This window comes from Wolbachia endosymbiont of Laodelphax striatellus, from assembly GCF_007115015.1.
Taxonomy (GTDB): Bacteria; Pseudomonadota; Alphaproteobacteria; order Rickettsiales; family Anaplasmataceae; genus Wolbachia.
Window position 1 is genome coordinate 259,334 of the sequence record NZ_MUIX01000001.1, and the last position, 18,728, is coordinate 278,061.

At 33.2% G+C, this 18,728-nt stretch carries 12 protein-coding genes and 1 pseudogene; 4 read left to right on the top strand and 9 right to left on the bottom strand.

What is annotated here, in order from left to right; translation table 11 throughout:
• Positions 1-140: 140 nt before the first annotated feature.
• From BVG17_RS01220 to wmk, 3 genes and pseudogenes are all read right to left on the bottom strand, one after another.
• Positions 141-1,256 carry a hypothetical protein gene (locus BVG17_RS01220; RefSeq protein WP_143688813.1) on the bottom strand — a complete coding sequence of 372 codons (1,116 nt, stop codon included), beginning with the start codon at positions 1,254-1,256 and terminating at the stop codon, positions 141-143.
• 101 nt (positions 1,257-1,357) lie between these two features.
• Positions 1,358-2,014 carry a JAB domain-containing protein gene (locus tag BVG17_RS01225; RefSeq protein WP_143688814.1) on the bottom strand — a complete coding sequence of 219 codons (657 nt, stop codon included), beginning with the start codon at positions 2,012-2,014 and terminating at the stop codon, positions 1,358-1,360.
• 158 nt (positions 2,015-2,172) lie between these two features.
• Positions 2,173-3,073: pseudogene (gene wmk, locus BVG17_RS01230) on the bottom strand (WO male-killing family protein Wmk).
• A gap of 210 nt (positions 3,074-3,283) precedes the next feature.
• Here wmk and BVG17_RS01235 point away from each other — a divergent pair.
• From BVG17_RS01235 to BVG17_RS01245, 3 genes are all read left to right on the top strand, one after another.
• Positions 3,284-4,174, top strand: a complete 891-nt coding sequence (locus BVG17_RS01235; protein WP_063631099.1) for an ankyrin repeat domain-containing protein — start codon at positions 3,284-3,286, stop codon at positions 4,172-4,174.
• A gap of 485 nt (positions 4,175-4,659) precedes the next feature.
• Positions 4,660-5,022, top strand: coding sequence for an ankyrin repeat domain-containing protein (locus tag BVG17_RS01240; protein WP_063631098.1), 363 nt, complete (start codon positions 4,660-4,662; stop codon positions 5,020-5,022).
• Between the two features lie 67 nt (positions 5,023-5,089).
• On the top strand, positions 5,090-5,788 hold the full coding sequence (locus BVG17_RS01245) for an IS6 family transposase (RefSeq protein WP_063631097.1): 699 nt from the start codon (positions 5,090-5,092) through the stop codon (positions 5,786-5,788).
• A 449-nt stretch (positions 5,789-6,237) separates the two neighbouring features.
• On the opposite strand, the gene BVG17_RS09410 is transcribed toward BVG17_RS01245, so the two are convergent.
• Positions 6,238-10,590, bottom strand: coding sequence for a DEAD/DEAH box helicase family protein (locus BVG17_RS09410; protein WP_241654115.1), 4,353 nt, complete (start codon positions 10,588-10,590; stop codon positions 6,238-6,240).
• Positions 10,591-11,265: 675 nt separating this feature from the next.
• Between BVG17_RS09410 and BVG17_RS01260 the strand changes: the two genes are divergently transcribed.
• Positions 11,266-14,403: a TomO hydrophobic C-terminal domain-containing protein gene (locus BVG17_RS01260; RefSeq protein WP_143688815.1), complete on the top strand. Its 3,138-nt coding sequence runs from the start codon at positions 11,266-11,268 to the stop codon at positions 14,401-14,403.
• Between the two features lie 239 nt (positions 14,404-14,642).
• Here BVG17_RS01260 and BVG17_RS01265 read toward each other — a convergent pair whose 3' ends face one another.
• From BVG17_RS01265 to BVG17_RS01285, 5 genes are all read right to left on the bottom strand, one after another.
• Positions 14,643-16,139 carry a recombinase family protein gene (locus tag BVG17_RS01265; RefSeq protein ID WP_143688816.1) on the bottom strand — a complete coding sequence of 499 codons (1,497 nt, stop codon included), beginning with the start codon at positions 16,137-16,139 and terminating at the stop codon, positions 14,643-14,645.
• A gap of 9 nt (positions 16,140-16,148) precedes the next feature.
• Positions 16,149-16,580, bottom strand: coding sequence for a DUF2924 domain-containing protein (locus BVG17_RS01270; protein ID WP_143688706.1), 432 nt, complete (start codon positions 16,578-16,580; stop codon positions 16,149-16,151).
• Between the two features lie 5 nt (positions 16,581-16,585).
• Positions 16,586-17,059, bottom strand: a complete 474-nt coding sequence (locus BVG17_RS01275) for an ankyrin repeat domain-containing protein (RefSeq protein WP_143688707.1) — start codon at positions 17,057-17,059, stop codon at positions 16,586-16,588.
• Positions 17,060-17,097: 38 nt separating this feature from the next.
• Positions 17,098-17,826, bottom strand: coding sequence for an ankyrin repeat domain-containing protein (locus tag BVG17_RS01280; RefSeq protein ID WP_143688708.1), 729 nt, complete (start codon positions 17,824-17,826; stop codon positions 17,098-17,100).
• A 167-nt stretch (positions 17,827-17,993) separates the two neighbouring features.
• On the bottom strand, positions 17,994-18,728 hold a 735-nt coding region (locus tag BVG17_RS01285; protein ID WP_458695039.1), incomplete at its 5' end, for an SH3 domain-containing protein.

An 18,728-nucleotide genomic window follows, 5' to 3' on the forward strand; every position in this document is an offset into this window, starting at 1 on the left:
GTTTGAAGCCTGCTCTTGTAAGCCGGCTCCGAGGGGCCCACCCCCATCTATTGCGTAGCTTTTGCACTTAGTTTGCTCTTACTTGAACATTCCTTGTGTCTCTACGGCACACTAGACTCTGGAACCTTTAAATTGATGAATTAAAGTGCCCTACAAGTTTCTTTACTATTTTCACGTACTTTGTCTGCCCATGAAAACAATTTTTCACTTACTTCCTTCTGCTTTTCACTCCATATGCCACATCTAGTGAAACTACCTCTCTCTACTGTTTCTTTAAGTTTTACTCCCCCAAAGAGGCAATTTTTTCCTATTTCTTCGCCCCTTTTTTGTAACTCAGCCCACATTTCCTTGTTTTCTACTCTCACTTGCACCTGATCTGCCTCTTGGTACAATACAATATTTAGCTTACCAATGCTCGTAGGAAACTCTAACATGACAGAGCTGCCATTTGACATATCAGTATAGTTTCTTATATCTCCTTTCTCGCTTTTAACCTCAACTGCATTATTACCCATTTTTAAAATATTACTCCCTAACTCTCTCAGTATTTTGGCTACCTCTACCTTGCTATCTTCAGAGAATTCCATAAAAAGCATTTTATTATCTATCTCGATATCTATTAATTCTCCTTCCTGAACAGCACTTTCGCCAGCTTTCTCTAGTTCTTCTAGTCTCTCATCTATCTGTGGCTGAGCTTCTGGCTGTAGCTCATTATAGATTTCACCTATCAGTTTATTCTGCAGTAAAGTATCATGAAACTCTGCACCGCTTAGCATTAATTTACGTATTAGCTTTTTTCGATCACTTTTTTCTAATCTGTGAAAATGTGTACCTAATACTACATATTCTGCAAAACTCCATTCCCCATCATTACATGCATTTAGCCTTGCTCCAGCAGCTAGCGCTTCGTCTACAGCCTTGTGCAGTTCATTTGGACTTTTTGCTCTTACCACAGCACTTTTAAGCCAGCTCAACTTTTCTGCACTTGGCTTTATTTTTTGCAAAGCTGAAGCAAATGGATTCAACCCTTCTGGATAATCTGCTTGATTACTCAAAGGTTTTGTGCCATATATGTAGTCAAGTCCTTTTCCATAGTTGATTTTGTTTTCGTGAACGTTTCTGCTAGGGAAAGGCATTGTATCTTCCGGTTTTATCTCCTTCTGATTATCAATTTTGCTCACAAACTTAGACTGCTTTATATCAACGCCTTCAAGAGCACCAAATATTTTCTTCAATAACTTGTCTTTACTAGTCATATAACCCCCATATTAAAAATACTTTTTAAGTATATAAATCTTATTTATACATTATATTACTCAGTATAAATTATAATGAGTAGATTTGCAAATACTTTCTACTATAACAATCCGTTCTCTCGAAAGCTGAAATAGCCTCCACTTGTGATGATAATATGGTCAAACAATTTTACGCTTACAGTACTACATGCTGCTGCTAAGCTCTTCGTTACTTCTTGATCTTCTTCTGATGGTTCTAAACTTCCCCCAGGGTGGTTATGTGACATTATTATGAATGTTGCATTCTTTATTAATGCTTTTCTTATAATTTCCTTTATGTACACCGGTGCTTTTTCCATTTCACCAATATAGAGTTCTTCTCCGATTAATTGGCGCCTGTTATTCAAGTACAGTATTTTTACACATTCCCTTTCTGAGTGACCTATGCTTACGTTCAAGTACTCTACTAGACCTTGTAAGTCCATTACTGGCTCACTCTTGAGCTTTTCTCTGAGCACCCTTTCTAGTGTTTCCTTAACACACATAATCATTGCTACTGCAGAATCAGTCACTCCTTCTATAACTTTCAGGTCATCCATTTCTCGGCCTAAAATCCTTCCTACTCCCGTATAAGTATTCACCAGATTTTTAGCAATTTCTTGAGCCTGCGGCCTTTCATGTACTGCACTTAGAAACGTTTCCATTATTTCACGATCAAGTAATGCCTTGCCTTTGCTTTCTAATATTCTGAATTCGATTTCTTCTTTACTTTTATTCATATCTTCACTAACAACAAACTTTTTTTAAATATTTACTGCTGTTTTTTTATCAGCATTGGCATAAGGCCATAGCTTTTGAGTGAAGTCAAATCAATTTTTAAATCTTTTTTGCTTATTTTTTCATCAAAAGGTGAATATATTCATATATGATGATTTTTTTATTGTTGAATTTCGTCTAAAGAGATGCCTACCGCTTGCAAAATAATATCAATAGAAATTCCTGCTTTTACTAAGTCTTTTGCTGTTTTCATCTTTTCTGCTCTTTTCACTTTCTCTTCGCAAATTTGTATGCCTTCAAGCAGAGATTTTATTAGTGCATTACGTAGTTCTTGGCTTTCAATCTTTTTGTATTCTTCAATTAAATTCGGTAATTCATTTTCTACTATCTCATCTTCTTCTATTAGCAGATCTGTAATATTAATCGATAATGCTTCTGCCATTCCATATAATTTATCAAGTGGAACAGCAACCCTTCCTTGTTCATAATTGCTTATTTCATCACGTGTTGTAACCATTTTCTCTGCTAAATCCTTCTGAGTATATTCCCGTCCATTCTTTTATCTTTTTTCCTATTTGGTAGTAGATAGAACCCGTTTTTTCTTCAACACACTCATTAGCAGAGAGACCTATTGTTTTCGAGACAATATCGATAGAAATTCCTGCTTTAACCAGACCTTTTGCAATTTTTATTCTTTCTGTTTTTTTACTATTTTCTTCACCAACTCGGGCAATTTTGGTTAGTAAACAAAACATTCTACGTAACTCCTGATCGTTAATCTTTTTATATTCTCTTACTAGATTTAATATCTCTTCTTCCTCATACCTTTCCTCATTTGATACTTCTTGTCCGCAAGCTAGATCTCTAGCAGTTGTTGATAATGCTTCTGCTAATTCATATAACTTCTTAATTGAAATTCTGCGTGTTCCTTTTTCATATTGTAGTACTATTTGATATGTTACACCAATTTTTCCCGCTAAATCTTTTTGAGTATAACCTCGCTTTAACCTCCAGCTCCTTACTTTTTGTGCTATCTGGTACCTTATTGAGATATTTGCCATAAATATTATATAAGTTAACTACCAATTCTCATTAGATAGAACAATAACGAACATACTAAAGCAAGTAGAATAGCAAAGTAAAGTTGCTCTCTGTATAATGATGGTATTGGCATCGGAATAGAAAAAGCTATTTAACATTGTATTTGTCTTTTATAAAAATTGACTTATTTATAAATATATGTAATAATTTAATTTTTATAGGAGTAAGATATGAACTATTCACAGTTTTCAGAAATATACAAGAAATTAAAGGAAATATCGACTCAAGGCATCAAAGGTGCGGAGCAGATAAATAAAAGTATCGAACAAAAACTTGGGCAAGATATAAAAAACACACCTGAATTTGAAGCATGGAAAAAAAGTGATTTTAGTTTAGATCACGTGTTTAATATTGATGAAAGACAAAATGCATTATTAATACGTGCTTGTCAAAACTCCGATGTAGAAGTGGTAAAGTTTTTACTAGATACAGGGGCTAGTGTTAATGTAATAGCTGGAAAAGATAATCCTTTCGCTATTCTTATTGAAAGGTCACAGGATGATGAAAAGGCAAACCAGATATTGGATTTACTATTACAAAAATTAAAACCTCTTGTTGACGAAAAAAAAGAAATTGTAAATCTTACAATAATAAAAGCTGTTGAGCGTGGCAATTTAAAGGTATTCAACGCTCTGAAAGATGCAGGAGCTAACTTTAACATACAAGCGTGTGGAATGTCTCTATTAGATTGGGCTAAACATCATGAGAAATATACTAATAAAGAAGACATGGAGAAGATAATAAATCATCTAACCACTCTTTCAAAAACAACAGAAGAGGTTAAATCTTCTGTCAGTATAGACACTTCAGAAAAGAGCGATGCAACCTTCTGGAGTAAACACAAAGGAAAGATAGCTCTTAGCATTGTTACACTATTTGCAGCTGGTGCTGTTACAGCATTTATGTTCGATTTACCTATAGTTGCATTAGTTTTAGTAGCTTCAGCAGCATTTACATTAATGGCTATTGGTATTGACAAAATTTGTGAAAATAGCCCAACTACAAAAATTGATGATCCATCTGCTGCTTCAGATAGGACACTAAATCAGGCTGTTAGTTAATAATTCATAGTCACACCTCAGCAACACTCTGCTGGGGTGTGACTATGGAAATTCCAGAGTAAAAATGCCAAAATTATGTTATGTCATAAACTTTTTCTGAAGCTTTCTTTACTTGAAAATAGTATTAGAATGAGCCTACCCATTTTTATAGATTAAAGCAAATATTTGTCTAAAAATAAATTAGAGGTAAATAGTTCAAAAGGGTTGTTAATTAAATACTATTTTTTGAATGATTTTACTAATACCAGTATAGCTAAGTTTGGATTATCTACATTATGTAATAGTTCAAACTTGATCATTGGAAAAGCTTTTCTATCTTTATTACTGCGTTAAAATACTCTATCTATACAACAAAACCTTCCAGATTAGTGTCTATAGCATATTGGTTAGTATACTTAATATTCTTACTTTTAATATCTTATTTTTGTGCTAAAACTAGTTTTTAATCTTAAAAAATTAATATCTAATCTAAAAAGGAGAGTACTATGAGTGAAGTGTTACAAGGAATACTACAAAGGATTAATGATGATGACAAGGTAGACTCATCTAACATAATCGAAAAAATAAAAAGTGAGCTGCAGCAACATAATGTTGATATGTATAATGAATGGAAAGACAATGGGTTCGATATAAACGCTAATTCGTTTGATGGAAGTAACTTACTATGTTTAGTATCTGGAAGTGGCTATATAGAGTTAGCAAAACTTCTTATAGAGAAGGGAGCAAATGTTAATGCACAAGATAATGAAGGAAAGACTCCTTTACATCTTGCTGTTTCTAGCTCAAATCTAGATATTATAGGTGTACCAATTTTTATAAGAAGACTGATGGTTCTGTCGCATCTATAAAGCGAAGTCAGTTTCATTTGTAGGAAAATAGAAAAGAAGTAATATAATCATCTTTAAAAAAGCAAAGATGTTGCGTATTAGTCCAAAATTATTGCCCTATTTCAAAGGATTTAGCTTTTCAGCAGAGATAATAATGTTATCAGTATACATGAAGTGTCGATTTTCTTTGAGCTATCGAGATTTGGAAGAAATGATGAGTATAAGAGGAGCGAAAATTGATCATGCTACGCTACAAAGGTGGATTATCAGATTTGTGCCACTGATAGATGAAGAGGTGAGGAAAAGGAAGAAGCAGGTTGGCAGTAGCTGGAGAATGGACGAGACCTACATAAAATTAAACGGTAAATGGGTTTATCTATACAGAGCACTAGATAGTCTCGGCAATACTGTAGACTTTCTGCTGTGTACTCGTAGAGACAAGTCTGCAGCACTTGCATTCTTTCGTAAAGCCTTTAGAAGGAATAATCTTCCTGAGAAAGTAGTAATTGATAAAAGCGGCAGTAATATTGCTGCTCTTGATGACTTGAATACGGAAATTCCTGAACCTTATAGAATCACGGTTTTTCAAGTAAGATATCTAAATAATATTGTTGATAGATTTATCAAAAAATTAATAAAACCAATGCTTGGGTTTAAAAGCTTCCATTCTGCAAAGATTACCATCACAGGCATAGAAAATATTCGTATGATTCAAAAAAGACAAATTATTAAAGCTAATGATAATGGTTCTACTTTTGAAAATTTTGCTATGTTAATGGCTCTATAACTCTCATAATTCCAGTTTTTACAATCTTCTTGTACTACAATTTATAGATGCGACAGAACCACTGGAAGTACTTATCCACAGCTACACTAGATTAAAAATATTTAAATTAAGAGTTATAATATATTAATTTTTTATAAATCTACTAAATTGAAAGTTTTTCGATATTTTTCATTTTTTTATTGACTTTTAACACAACTGCTCTTGGCACACCCTCCTATCTTCAAATGGTAAGGCATTATAGCTAAAATGTCTTGCAGAGAGTGGTGAAGCTGAGCACATGCTAATGCCAACAAGGCCAACCTTCTGCAGATTTCGCTTCCACTCTCAATAGAGTTAAAGACAGGACAGTATCTGCATTCTTTGTGATCAGTAACTTTTATATTTTGTGCTCTCTAAAATATTTATTTTTTAACTACTCCTTTGTAGCTTTCCTCCCTTTTTCTTATCTCCTATAAACCTCTCGAAGTGTCTTTCAATTTTGCTATAGGATTAATAAACTCAGTGCTTGGCAAAACAATCTCTTCAGTAGTAAAAGGCTTGACGTTTTTCTCAAGATCATTTTTAACTTTATCTGCTTTAGCAACAACACCATTGATAAATGCTTTATCTTCCTCTGAGCTTTGCTTATTTTTTGCTGCACGAGAAGAGTCACCAAGAAGTGGAGAAATAACATAATCTGCAGTTTCTTTTGCCAATTTTATATTTTCTCTTTGTGACAAAACCTTTAGCTCATTTAAGTCATTTTTACACACACTTTTAGCCCTAGCTTTTTGCCAACTTAAGTATAGGTTTCTATGACCTTGTAATTTCTCGCTCTCTTTAACGTTAAAGCTACTATTAACCCTACACTTCAATAACTCAGTAGGAATAATAGAAATATCACACTCTCCTATTCTATAATAATAATTATTATAGATATTAATTCTTGCAATTATATCCTGCAAATAAGATTGCACCTTCTCTATATCTTTTAAATCATCTTTTGTGAATTGAAAAGATTTGTCTTCTAAATTTTTCCTGAATTTTCTCAAATTCTCCACTTTATCTTGATTGTTTTGTTCTGGATAAATCTGATCAAGTAACTTGAGCAAATAATCACCTTTCATCAATGGTAATGTTATTTTATCAAACCATTTAAGATGTACTGGATGTTTCAAACATGCACTCATATGCTCTAAGTAATTATTGAAGCTCTTAGTGTCAGTTTTATCCTCTGGTTCTTCTATCTGTTGATAAACTTCATTAAATTTCTCACTTAACAAAGTAATCTCTTCAACATTTTTAACGCTATATTCTGCTATAATATGAGCATAAGTATCCACATGAGGATCACTTTTTAACTTACTAACTTTCTTGAAAAAACTACTATAAGTACTCCTTGTTTCCAAGTAATACCCGAAACGGATAAGAAGATAATGAACTGTTATAAGAGCTTTATATAGTATTTTAAGTATTCTCACGCCCAAAGTATCACTTCTTTTGTACGGAAAGCACAGTAGTGCATGTTCAGCAAAATTTTGAGTGGCATCTCCTTCATTATCCCTTAACTCTTTTTCATAATTATTAAGCTTTCTTCGTGCATGTTTTAATACACCAATAAATTCCTTCTTACTTTCATTGAAATCATGCTCATTGGTATTGTAAACTTCTATAAACGAATTTAAGGCAACTTCAATACTTTGGTCAGCCAAATCGTCAATTCTTTTCAGGCTCTTTATTTCCTGATTAATATAATCTATTATCTCCGTTGCAAGTTTATTTCCATAAGCTTGTTGATTTGATAATCTTACTACTGATTTATTGTAGGCATCAATATAATCTCCTTCTTTGAGTAGGTTTATGTCAAAGCTCAATTCACCACTCGAATAGCAAAAGAATGTAGAGTGCCTATTAGAATTTAGGCATCTAAGTCTACCTGGAGCTTGAATAAGTTGTGCAGGCTTGTTGAGATCAGTAGATGTTGGATCTATTAGCATTCCAACATGTTGCAAATTAATGTCATTGTATCCCTGTACCTTGCTAGGATTTACATCATTACCAACTAATCCCATACGGCACAAAGCATGATAATCATTTTCTTCTTCCAATAGAACTTCATACCAATCTTTTAGCTCAGCTTCTGATAAATGTTCGACTGCTAACTTAGCTAACTGTCCCTGATTTAACTCTCCTAAAGTTTTTTCTTGATAATACTTGATGTCCGAGCTATTATTTTTACTAACTGCCTCTTTGAGTTTCTTAGCATAATGTGTATCTAGGTTAATTAGATCTTCATATATGCCTTGATTATTACTCGAGGACAATTTCTTTTTTACAAGCTCTAATTCCTCCAATGGTTGGCCACTTATATAATCTGAAAGCTTACTCTTAAGATCTTCTGAAGATAAATTGGCTGAGCGATTTAAATTTTCTAATTTTACTTTGTGCTTATTTTTGTAACAAAAATCTTTTAGTGCTCTTAATGGATATGATTTTTCATTATAAGAATACGAAGGATGAGGATAGTCTAAATAATTCAGCTTACTACCATTTTCTAATTTCATTCCAAGCACTGCCCCAAGATCTTCAAGTAGCTTTTTCTCATTTTCTCCTAGGGATGTAGATTCTTTGCGCTCACTTTGTTCTTGATTACTCAACCCTCTTAAAGAATTGATAAACCCTGTTCTTTCATCAGCTACTTTTTTTCCCATTCCACATAAATCATCTATTTTACTTTCTTCTACTCCATGATATTCAAGATAGTCTCTTACTACAGCATCGTTGCCGTTACTGAGTAAATCTACTAGCTTTTCAGGAATTTGTTCTAATCCTTTAGATGACATCAAGAGGTGAAGTTTCTTATCTTGGTTCCAATTTCTTATTAATCTTATGAGTAAATCAGGGTCTTTATTTTCTTTTAGAACATCAATAACAGATTGCATATGCTGAACAAGCTCTTTCTTTAATTTGTGACTTTTAACTCCTTGATCTTCAACATATGTTTCTAAATCATAATTGTTGTCTAATGCTGCTTTAACTTTTGCTGCTAAACCTTTCAAATCTGCACACCTTTTTTCATCAAGCTCGTGTCTATTTAGACCTGTTAAGCCTGAAAGTGTATTCTCAATTATTCCATGCATTACACGGAATGCAGAATAATCAGCAATGCCACTGAAGTCATAACATTCTTTTACGATTTTAGATGCTTTTTCTTTTATAATATTGAACCGCTTAGCAACTTGTTCCGTTATAAGAGCAAACTTTTTTGACTGGGTTACTAACTTATAGCCCGGTTTAGGTTCAAATATTCGCTCTAAGAAATCAAGAATCTTCGATCCACTAAACTTTGGTAAGGTTTCGTTTCTACCATATTTCAATATTTCTTTCAGATTATCTATCTGCTTATTTGACTCAGCTAAAATCAATGCTGGTTCACCAATGACGCTTTGAGCATTTCTATACAGATAATTCTCTACTTCTTTTTTTAACTCATCGTCTGTTAAATTTGCATTGTTATATTTATCGTTTTCTTCTGGCTTAAAATCTACATATTCTTCAACGCCATTAGAGTATTCTTTTGCTAGATCCTTACTTTTTACCTTTGTATGAACTTGTAGATTCAAAGCTCCATACACACCTGACTTCATTTTATCTGTCAAAGAAAGAGTTTTAAGTAAACCATCATTTTCTTTAATATATCTATGAGTGCTTATTGAAGGCGTTGCACTTAAAAACAGCGTAGGTACAAGTGCAGATAAGAGCACCATACGATGTTTATACAACTCCTGTTCTACCACTCGGTGCTCCTCATCAAAGGACAGAGATATAGATTTTTCAATATTTAGTTCAAACTCTTGATTATTAATTGTAACTTTACCATCTTGAATTTTATATTCCTTATCTCCAAATTGAATTCTATCTGTAAGAATTAAAAAATCTTTGCCATCTATATTTATTTTCCCATTCTTTATTTTAAATTCTTTGTCTCCAATGTTGAGAGCTGTTATAATATCAGGAAGCTGTTCAAGACCTATTGCCTTTAAAAATTGATTCCAATTTTTCATCAAGCTTTCGCTGCTCAATATAGAGCACCCTTTATCACCGCTTATCTCTTTCAACTCAATATCTTCAATATCGGAGTCAGATAATACTTTTTTCCAATCATCACGTTTCTGTGTTACAAGATCTTCATTAGGTGCTAGGGATATATAAGGTACACCGATTAGCCTAGCAGGCAAATATTCAACAAGTAATTCTATGAATGTTTTTCCCGTTCCTGTTGCAAGTGCAAACTCTTTAGTTGGACTCTTACCTTCTTTTAAGTGTTCTATTGTTTCTTTGATGTAAGATAAATGTTGTGGAAATATTACAATTTTACCAGGCCCACCTACTGTTGCACTTTTTTCTTTACCTTTGATTGTTACACTATAATGGTGATTACCTTTCTTATCTCTGCTGATTGTCAACTCATGCTGTGTGCACAAAGTAAGTAGATCCTCGGCAGTGTAATCTTTCGTATCTTTAATATCTACCGAAGAAGGATCACTTTCATCAAATTTGACACTGTATGTACCTTCTTCCTTCTTCGTTAAAGTTACACCAATTTCTCTTTCACCTATTGTTACTTTATCATTTATTTCATCTTTATTGCTACTCAACAAACTTTCTATTTTTTCTTTAATGTCCTTTGCAACTTGAGAGGTTTTGCTATTTAATTCAATTGACAGCAAGACTCCCAAGTAAGTCTTTTCTAGCCCTTCTATGTTTCTCTTTTTTGAATCGTTATCAAACTTTGTGAATATTTGCGTAGATGAATGTACCATGTTTTTACCTTTAAAATACAGTGTTAATATTCTAATAATATACGAGATTAGATAATTTATCAAGATATTTAATTAATAAATTATAAAATAGTCATAAGTTTTTCTATAGATCATGTTGGAATGTATATAGGTTCAAGGTTATAATAAATGACCTTACCATTTTAAACAAATTATACTAATTTAATATTATATATCACTAAAAACTTAAAGAATACAACCACCTTCAGCAATCAAAATCAGCTAGCGTGAGAACAAGTTTTCTTGGAATCAGTTGGTCTACCCTGTGTACCATATGAACTTTTTAATATAACAATTTAACTATACGCTAAAACTAGCTACATTAGCCCATTTCATCCATATCTACATACGAACTGTTTTACCTAAGCTCATGGAAATAATTTAAATCTTCTATTTTTATAACCTTATTTTTACGCAACGTGTTCTCACAAATATATGACCTTTTTTGCAATTTTAGGAAGAGTCAATAATTCAATTCATTGTGGTACTAAAACACCTAGTATTTTCTGCAAACTATAATATAGCTTGGTTAATGTATTAATAAAGTTGACAATTATTACAATATTTGCTAAAATATTTATGTGGTAGTATCGTGCTTTCATAAAGATGTAGTATTGATAGTGTCATGAAAAATGTATCAAAATAGTGGAGAAATAGATGCCTGATTATTATGAAATATTAGGAGTAAAAAGAGATGCTACTCACGATGAGATAAAAAAAGCATATCACACATTAGCATTTAAGCTTCATCCAGATAGATTGCATGAGGAAGCAAAAGTGTTAGATAGTCTAGAAGAAAAAAAGAAGAACGGAAAGCTACTATCATCGGAAGAAGATCAACGAGCTCAACTTGAAGAGAAATTGACAAAATTCAAGCAAATATCAGTAGCATACAAAATATTATCTGACTCAACCAAAAAAAACCTGTACGATAGAGGAGAGGATCCTAATCAACAAACTTATAATAGGAAGTCGTGGGAAAAAGAAATGAGGGAGTTTTATGAAAAAGCAAATAAGCGGAATAAAAGAATGGATGAGCTACTAGAAAATCAACGTAAACTGCTTCAAAAAATCAACCAATTTGGCGTTTCTAACGAAATATATCACATGTATCTTCAGAAATATAACGAGCTGATTAAACAGCAAATAAACGGTATAGACAAAATTGAAGAAATTAATGAATTAAATAAAAGATGGAAATATTATTCCACTTGTCTGAGCTTGTGCACAAAGATCGAGTCAGGTGAATTTGAAAAGTGTCGTTCTATAATAAGAGAAGTTACAATCGCTACTGATGACATTACATTTTTAGTACAAATTGCTATTGCATATGACCATGTGAAAATTTTTGAGCTCTTATTTGAAATAAGTAAAAGAACAAAAGTATCGCTAAATGATAATTTAAGTAATGCTAGCGAATGCGGCTCTGAAAAGATTTTACACCTCCTCTTGGATAAATACGTCAACGCAATGGATGTTGAGTATAAAGATGAAGAAGGAAATACAGCTTTACATCATGTATTAGAATTGTTTGATGAGAATGAATGGAAATACCAGAGTTTTGTTGAACCACTTCTGAGTAAAGGTGCAAGGCTTGATGCTAAAAATAAAGAAGGTAAAACTCCATTTGATCTCTTGGTTAAGTATGCTAATAAGTCTTTCTCTTCTGAAGAAGAAAAAATAGAAAGATTGAATAATGTTTCAGCGTTGCTTAGTTGTTGTAAAATTTATGAGCTGAAAAAACTAGAAGTTACTCCTGCATTAAATGAATTGGTAGAAATTGCTTCTTCGTATCGTCACAAAGGAATTTTCAATCTCTTAGCCAAAAATGACATACAAATTTCAACTTTAAGTGATAAAAACGGTAACACAGCCTTACATTATGCATTAGGCAAGCTTACTAGTGGCCATCATGAATACGAAAGTTTTGCTAAATTCCTTCTAAGTAAAGGTGTAAGGCTTGATGTTAAAAATAAAGAAGGTAAAACTCCATTTGATCTCTTGATTGAGTATGTCAATGATTGTTTTCTGTGGGGTACTGCTTTTAAGCATTTTCAAGTGATAAGAAACCGTACATTTTTGGCATTAGATTTAGTTGTTAGGCTACTTAGCAACCATACAGATAAAGGTATACTGGAGGGTCTAAATGGTACTTTTTGGTTGAATCGACTAGTACACATTGTTGTTAATTGTGATCATAAAGAAGTTCTAGATCTTCTAGTTGAAAATAACATAAAGATTTCAAGTATTACTTTAGAGAATATTGCTATACGCGATTGCAATAAAAAGATTTATAGTTGCTTTTTACATAAAAATAGAATTGATTATCAAGATGAAAGTGGGAATACAGTTTTACATTATGCTTTAAGACACTTCATGGACAGCCGCTGTGATTTAGAGCTTTATAAAGTTGTTGAATTACTTGCGAGTAAAGGTGCAAGATTTGATATTAAAAATAACAAAGGTGAAACTACGTTTGATCTCTTGATTGAGTATATTGTGAAAAAGTTTTATGGTCAAGCACGAAGGTTAAGTTATGCTTGGAATTTGCTCAACAAATGTGAAAATAAAGATATACTAAGAGAGCTAAAATACAAGGATGGTACTTCTGCATTAGATAAACTAAATGAGCTTCGTATTAAGTGTCGTAATACTTCTATCGTAGTTGCTTCTACATTAGTAATAGTTGGAGTTGCTTTAGGAATAGCTATTGCAGTTCACTTAGAAATGTTAGCGGTAGGAATAGCAGTTGGAGTTTTTTGTTCATTTGTTGCAGGGATTGCATACCGTCTCAATGGACAGGTCAGTGCATTTGAAGATAATAATATTCAAGAACTGCTTAATAACGCACTAGTTCCCTACAAGCGTACCAAGGATGTTGCTGGTAGTATTGCGTGTGGAGTATTAAGACCCAGTGATAATAAATGTCTAGATAAATCTCAAAAACCTGTAGTTAACTCACCTAAGAATCAAAATAAAGTTCAGTCTCAAATCAGTGATCAGAAACCTAAGATCACTATACCGCAACATCTTGTTGAAGAAAATCCTAAGGAATCTGTATCTAAAGCAAATACAAACATCACGCTAACAGAAAATTCTCTTAACAATGGCTCTGAGACAACAACCACTGATCAGCAAAGAGCATTGAACCCAGAACTTGTTGCTAATGAACTTAAAGCGGTAGGTGAGCTTGAATTTGTTGGTGAAAAGCTATTATTAGTTACAACCTCAGATCAGTTTGCAAAATGTAAGGATTATAGAAATACTCAGAGTGCAAATCCAGATGAACTTCTTATGTTTATAAAATGCGGTGCAAATGAATATCGTATTGCTGGTAATAGTACTGAGGAATCTATATCGATAAAATCAATACTCAGAAAGAACAAAAATGGCGATTATATAAATGGCAATATTGTATTTATTAAAGAAGACATAGACTATCTGAAAAAAATATTAGGATTGGAAGATGGTGTAACAAAGGTTAAAGTAGAGAGTATATCTAATGAACCATTTGGAGTTAAAATACCTACTACTACAGCACAACAAACGGTTAACAATACAACTATTGATCAACCAACATCATCGGTAGTACTAAATAAATCTCAAGGTAATAATATTGTTATTAACGGTATTGTTATTCCAGAGGGAGCAAAGTTGAAGTGTTTTCCAGAGTTATCTAACTTTTTATCAAAGGCAAGCTCAGAAAGAGAAAAGTTGTTTTGCAAGGTGGTACCAAATTCGTTGCTTTTTCAATCAAGATCAGTTGATACACAATTAATTGCAGTAAGCCCTTAAAAAGAGCATCTACATAGGTGCTTTTTTTTCTTTATACGTTCTCCATATGGGGCTTTGTTGCATCGCTATTTATGAAAGATCAGCTATACAAACAACTTATTGAAAATCTTATTTTTTTTGCGATCAATTTATCCAATTTAGTGAGAGTATTAAATTTACTAATTTTTCCAAAAATGAGATTAAAGAATTACAGAAAATTTAATAATTTTAAGATTTTTCTAAAGAAATTACCTTGTTTTTTATTGGCAGACAGCTTGTGTTAACCAGTAAAACCTCTTCATCTGCTCACTCCACAACATCGGTATTTCCGTTAAGTCAGCTAACTTCAAACCCCTTGGCTGCCTCCCATTTACTATATCTTCTTTAATTTTTGGTGCTAAATAATTTAATCTTAAAATTTGCTGTATACGTCTTGTACCTACGTTTATTTTCTTACTCAGCTCTTTCACACTTCTATATTTTCCTTCTTCCAATTGCCGTTTCCAGGAATGGGCTCTTACCACTGCTTTCAGTAGTGCATTGTTTGTTTTGCCTTCTGGCTCTACTACTGTGCATTTTTTTCCTTTCTTCTTTATTGGTATAAATATCTCTCCTGATTCAGAACTTACTACTATTCCATCGTCTCTTACCATTACTCCATTTATTAAGTTCTTTACTACTTCCTTCTGTTTTCCGAAGCTTAACTCTTCCCATTCTTCCGCTTTTTCTTGCCAATTTTTGTATAGGTGCTCTGCTCTCTTCATTACTTCTTTTTCTACTTCTCCTGCTATTACATTTCGGTTTTCTGACTCACAACCTTTTCCCCTTAAATGATTGTTGCATACGTAATATCGATACCTTTTATTCTCTTTTTTTGAGTATGTCAGCGTCATATTTGCATTACAGCTCTTGCACTTAATTATTCCCCTAAGCAATGCTTCTTCATATTTTGCTTTTCTATATGGCTGATTCCTTATCAATTCCTGTGCTTTTTGCCATTTTTCTTCTTCTATTATTGCTTCATGCTTTCCTTCATACTCTTTCTCATAATGCCTGATTTTTCCCATATATATTGGATTTGTTATTATTCTTCTCACCGTCGCTTTTTTAAAGATATCAGACCTTATTCGGTATCCTTCTCTGTTTAATTCCCTTGCCAGTTCTGCCATTGATCTCAGCTCCATATACCTCTCAAATATATGTTTTACCGTCTTTGCTTCTTTTTCATTTATTATTAATTCTTTATCTTTTACATCATACCCCAGTGGCAAAGTTCCACCCATCCACAACCCTTGCTCTTTTGATGTTGCTATTTTATTTTTTACCCTCTCTACTATCATTTCTCTTTCTAGTTGTGCTGCTCCTGACAATACCGTTTGTACGAACTTTCCCATTGGCGTATTATTATCAAATATCTGCGTTACTGCTACAAAATTTACTCGGTGCCTTCTAAAAAATGATGTTACTTCGATGCTATCTTTTGTTTCTCTTGATAGTCTGTCTAGTGTGTACACTACTACACAATCTACCTCTCCTTTTTTTACATCTTTAAACAATTCCTTTATTGCTGGTCTTTCTAAATTCTTTCCTGAGAAACCTCCATCATCGTACCTTTTGGCCAATGCTACCCAGCCTTCTTTGCTCTTTATGTACTTTTCACATGCTACTCGCTGCGCATCAAGGCTATTAAACTTTTGCTCTAGACCATCTTCATTTGACTTCCTAGTATATATCGCACATCTTACCTCTTTTAGCATTCTCTCTCCTCAATTTCCACTTTTATCACGCATTCCAAATAATAAAGGTCCGTTGTAACTCATTCCCATTATTTTTCCTGCTACTCCTGACAATGATGTATAAAACTCTTCTTTGTAGATTAAACCCTTATCTGTTACCATTACCGCATGCGTCTCTTCTCCTCTCTCTAGTATCAACTCTGTTCCTGCTACTGGTAATTTGTCACTACTTATTCTTTTTCCCTTCTCTAGCCGCTCTGCCAGATACTCTAGTCTTTTTGTCCCCTTTCTTGACATTTCTCCATATGCTTTTTCCTGCATTCTATAAGCTAATCTCGGTATCAGATATTTCTTTGAATGTTTAGGTGCCTCTTCCCCAAATACCTTCTTCCACGTTTTTCTCAGCTCATCCAAAGGTTTTCTCTCTAAATTCATTACTTTCTTTTCTGTTTCTTCCTCCATATTTTCTATCCTCTCATAAATAACTTTTCAATTCTGTCTGTTTCTTTCTTTAATACCTCGGCTATTTCTTCACTATTTTTTGCATAATCCATTGCTGTCATTCCAAATTTATCTGCTTGCTCTATTTCTCCTCCAGCTTTCACTAGCTCCTCCACTATTTCTTTTTCACCTACCATACATGCAAGGTGCAGCGGCGTGCATTTATTTCCATATTCTTCCGCATTTACATTCCCTCCTGACTTTATCAATTCTCTCACGGTTTCTAGGCGTTTCTCTGTTACTGCTAGATGCAGTGCTGTATATCCTCTTGCATCTGCTGCATTCACATTCACTCCTTTTTCAACTAATAACCTCACTGTTTTTGCGTCTACTGCATAATGCAGAACTGTTCTTTCATTCTCGTCTCTTTCATAAATATTTTCATATGAGTTCTCTAATAATTCTTTTGCTGATTTATTAAATTTGCCAAGCTTTAACATAATCCACCTCACCTTTTCTTTAAATTTAAATCCCTCTTTTAAACCTTCCTTTTCGCTACCTCATCTATCATTTCGTTCACTTGGCTCATTATCTTGCTTGCTAAATTTTTACATTCTTCCTTTATTAACGATTTGTCTCTCTTCCTTATTTCTTCTATCTCTATTATTTTTAACTCTGGTAAATAACTCCCATTCAACATGTCTGCTATTTCTCCCACTATCCTCTCTATTCCATAGCAGGTCAGTTCTCTACTTTTTGTTACTCCACCTTTTTCTCTCAAAAATTTACTTGCCTTTTCACTCTCTTTGCTATCACATAGACGATACTTTTCACTTTCCCAGATGTAATACATTGGCGTTGCGCCGTACTTATTCAGTTGATTAACTTCAGCTCCAGCCTTTACCAGCTCTTTTATTATTTCAACTCCTGCTCCTCCTATTTTGCACGCAGAGTGGAGTGGCGTACATCCACTGACATATTGAGTGGCATTTACTTCTGCTCCTTCCCTTAGCAGCACTTTTACATTTTCTAAGCTTTTCGCAAATACTGCACAGTGTAGTGATGTATAACCATTTTTATCTCTTGCATTTACCTCTGCCCCTTTTTTTATTAATAACCTCACTGTTTTGTAATCAGAGATTTCTACTGCTTGGTGCAAGATCGTCTCTCCTTCTTCATTTCTTTTATTAATGTTTTTAAACCCGTTACTTGATACTTCTTTAAAAAACTTACTAAAAGATTCTCTCTTTTCTTCGCTAAACTTCATACTTACCTCACAAAATTAGCTTTTCTAGCGCCAGACAAATTTCTTATATTTACCTGCTGCTATTCAAGTCATGTCCTTTTTAGCATGAGAAAGCAAGTCTTTTTCTTTTTATTTCATACATTTTTACCTATTATTAATATAATATATGAGTATCTAAATATAAGTACTTAACTTATTAGAGATATTATTCGACTATCTTTCCAACTTCTGTGCAAATGTCGATGTTCATGCCACTTCAGTACTCCCGGGTAAAATACTAAAATGTGCTTTTCTAATTCGTGTATTGAGTCTTTTTGCTCTGAATCTGAGTCATTTTTATAGTAAACGTTGTGTTCTGCTAAAATATATTTTCTGACCTTCTGATCTGTATAATTTTCTACTTTGTAACGATGGATAATGCTGAATCTTTCTAAAATTGGCTTGTGTTTTAAATTCCAATGTTGCTCAGATAGTTTATCGTTTCCCAATACAAATTTATTTCCTTTTTCTTCTACGCTACTTACTGGAAAGCACCCATTTATTTCTCCTAATTTCCAGCTATCTGACAGTACAATCTGTGCTTTGGCAAACTTTATTTCTGGTAATAAGCTCTGTGATAGAGGATATAGTGCTTTTAAGTTGTACCACTGATGACTTCTTTCATAAATGCCTTTGTAATCCTTTGTATGAGCCTCTGTTTCTCCAAGTACTGCTACATCTAATCGATATATGTCATTACTAAATGTTTGTTCATAATGCTCTCTTAAATAGTTGTCTACAATCTCTACTAACGGACCTCTAGAACTGAAAAAATTTATTCTTCCAAACGATAACACTGGCCCATTTTTTTCAACTTTTATACCAGAGTAGTCTGATAACAAACTTCCAAATAAACTTTCATCTAATATAAACCTATCAACGTT

Excerpts from the sequence above, each read along its gene's own strand:
- BVG17_RS01220 (WP_143688813.1), bottom strand. The coding sequence starts at position 1,256 with ATGACTAGTAAAGACAAGTTATTGAAGAAAATATTTGGTGCTCTTGAA.
- BVG17_RS01225 (WP_143688814.1), bottom strand. The coding sequence starts at position 2,014 with ATGAATAAAAGTAAAGAAGAAATCGAATTCAGAATATTAGAAAGCAAA.
- BVG17_RS01235 (WP_063631099.1), top strand. The coding sequence starts at position 3,284 with ATGAACTATTCACAGTTTTCAGAAATATACAAGAAATTAAAGGAAATA.
- BVG17_RS01240 (WP_063631098.1), top strand. The coding sequence starts at position 4,660 with ATGAGTGAAGTGTTACAAGGAATACTACAAAGGATTAATGATGATGAC.
- BVG17_RS01245 (WP_063631097.1), top strand. The coding sequence starts at position 5,090 with ATGTTGCGTATTAGTCCAAAATTATTGCCCTATTTCAAAGGATTTAGC.
- BVG17_RS09410 (WP_241654115.1), bottom strand. The coding sequence starts at position 10,590 with ATGGTACATTCATCTACGCAAATATTCACAAAGTTTGATAACGATTCA.
- BVG17_RS01260 (WP_143688815.1), top strand. The coding sequence starts at position 11,266 with ATGCCTGATTATTATGAAATATTAGGAGTAAAAAGAGATGCTACTCAC.
- BVG17_RS01265 (WP_143688816.1), bottom strand. The coding sequence starts at position 16,139 with ATGCTAAAAGAGGTAAGATGTGCGATATATACTAGGAAGTCAAATGAA.
- BVG17_RS01270 (WP_143688706.1), bottom strand. The coding sequence starts at position 16,580 with ATGGAGGAAGAAACAGAAAAGAAAGTAATGAATTTAGAGAGAAAACCT.
- BVG17_RS01275 (WP_143688707.1), bottom strand. The coding sequence starts at position 17,059 with ATGTTAAAGCTTGGCAAATTTAATAAATCAGCAAAAGAATTATTAGAG.
- BVG17_RS01280 (WP_143688708.1), bottom strand. The coding sequence starts at position 17,826 with ATGAAGTTTAGCGAAGAAAAGAGAGAATCTTTTAGTAAGTTTTTTAAA.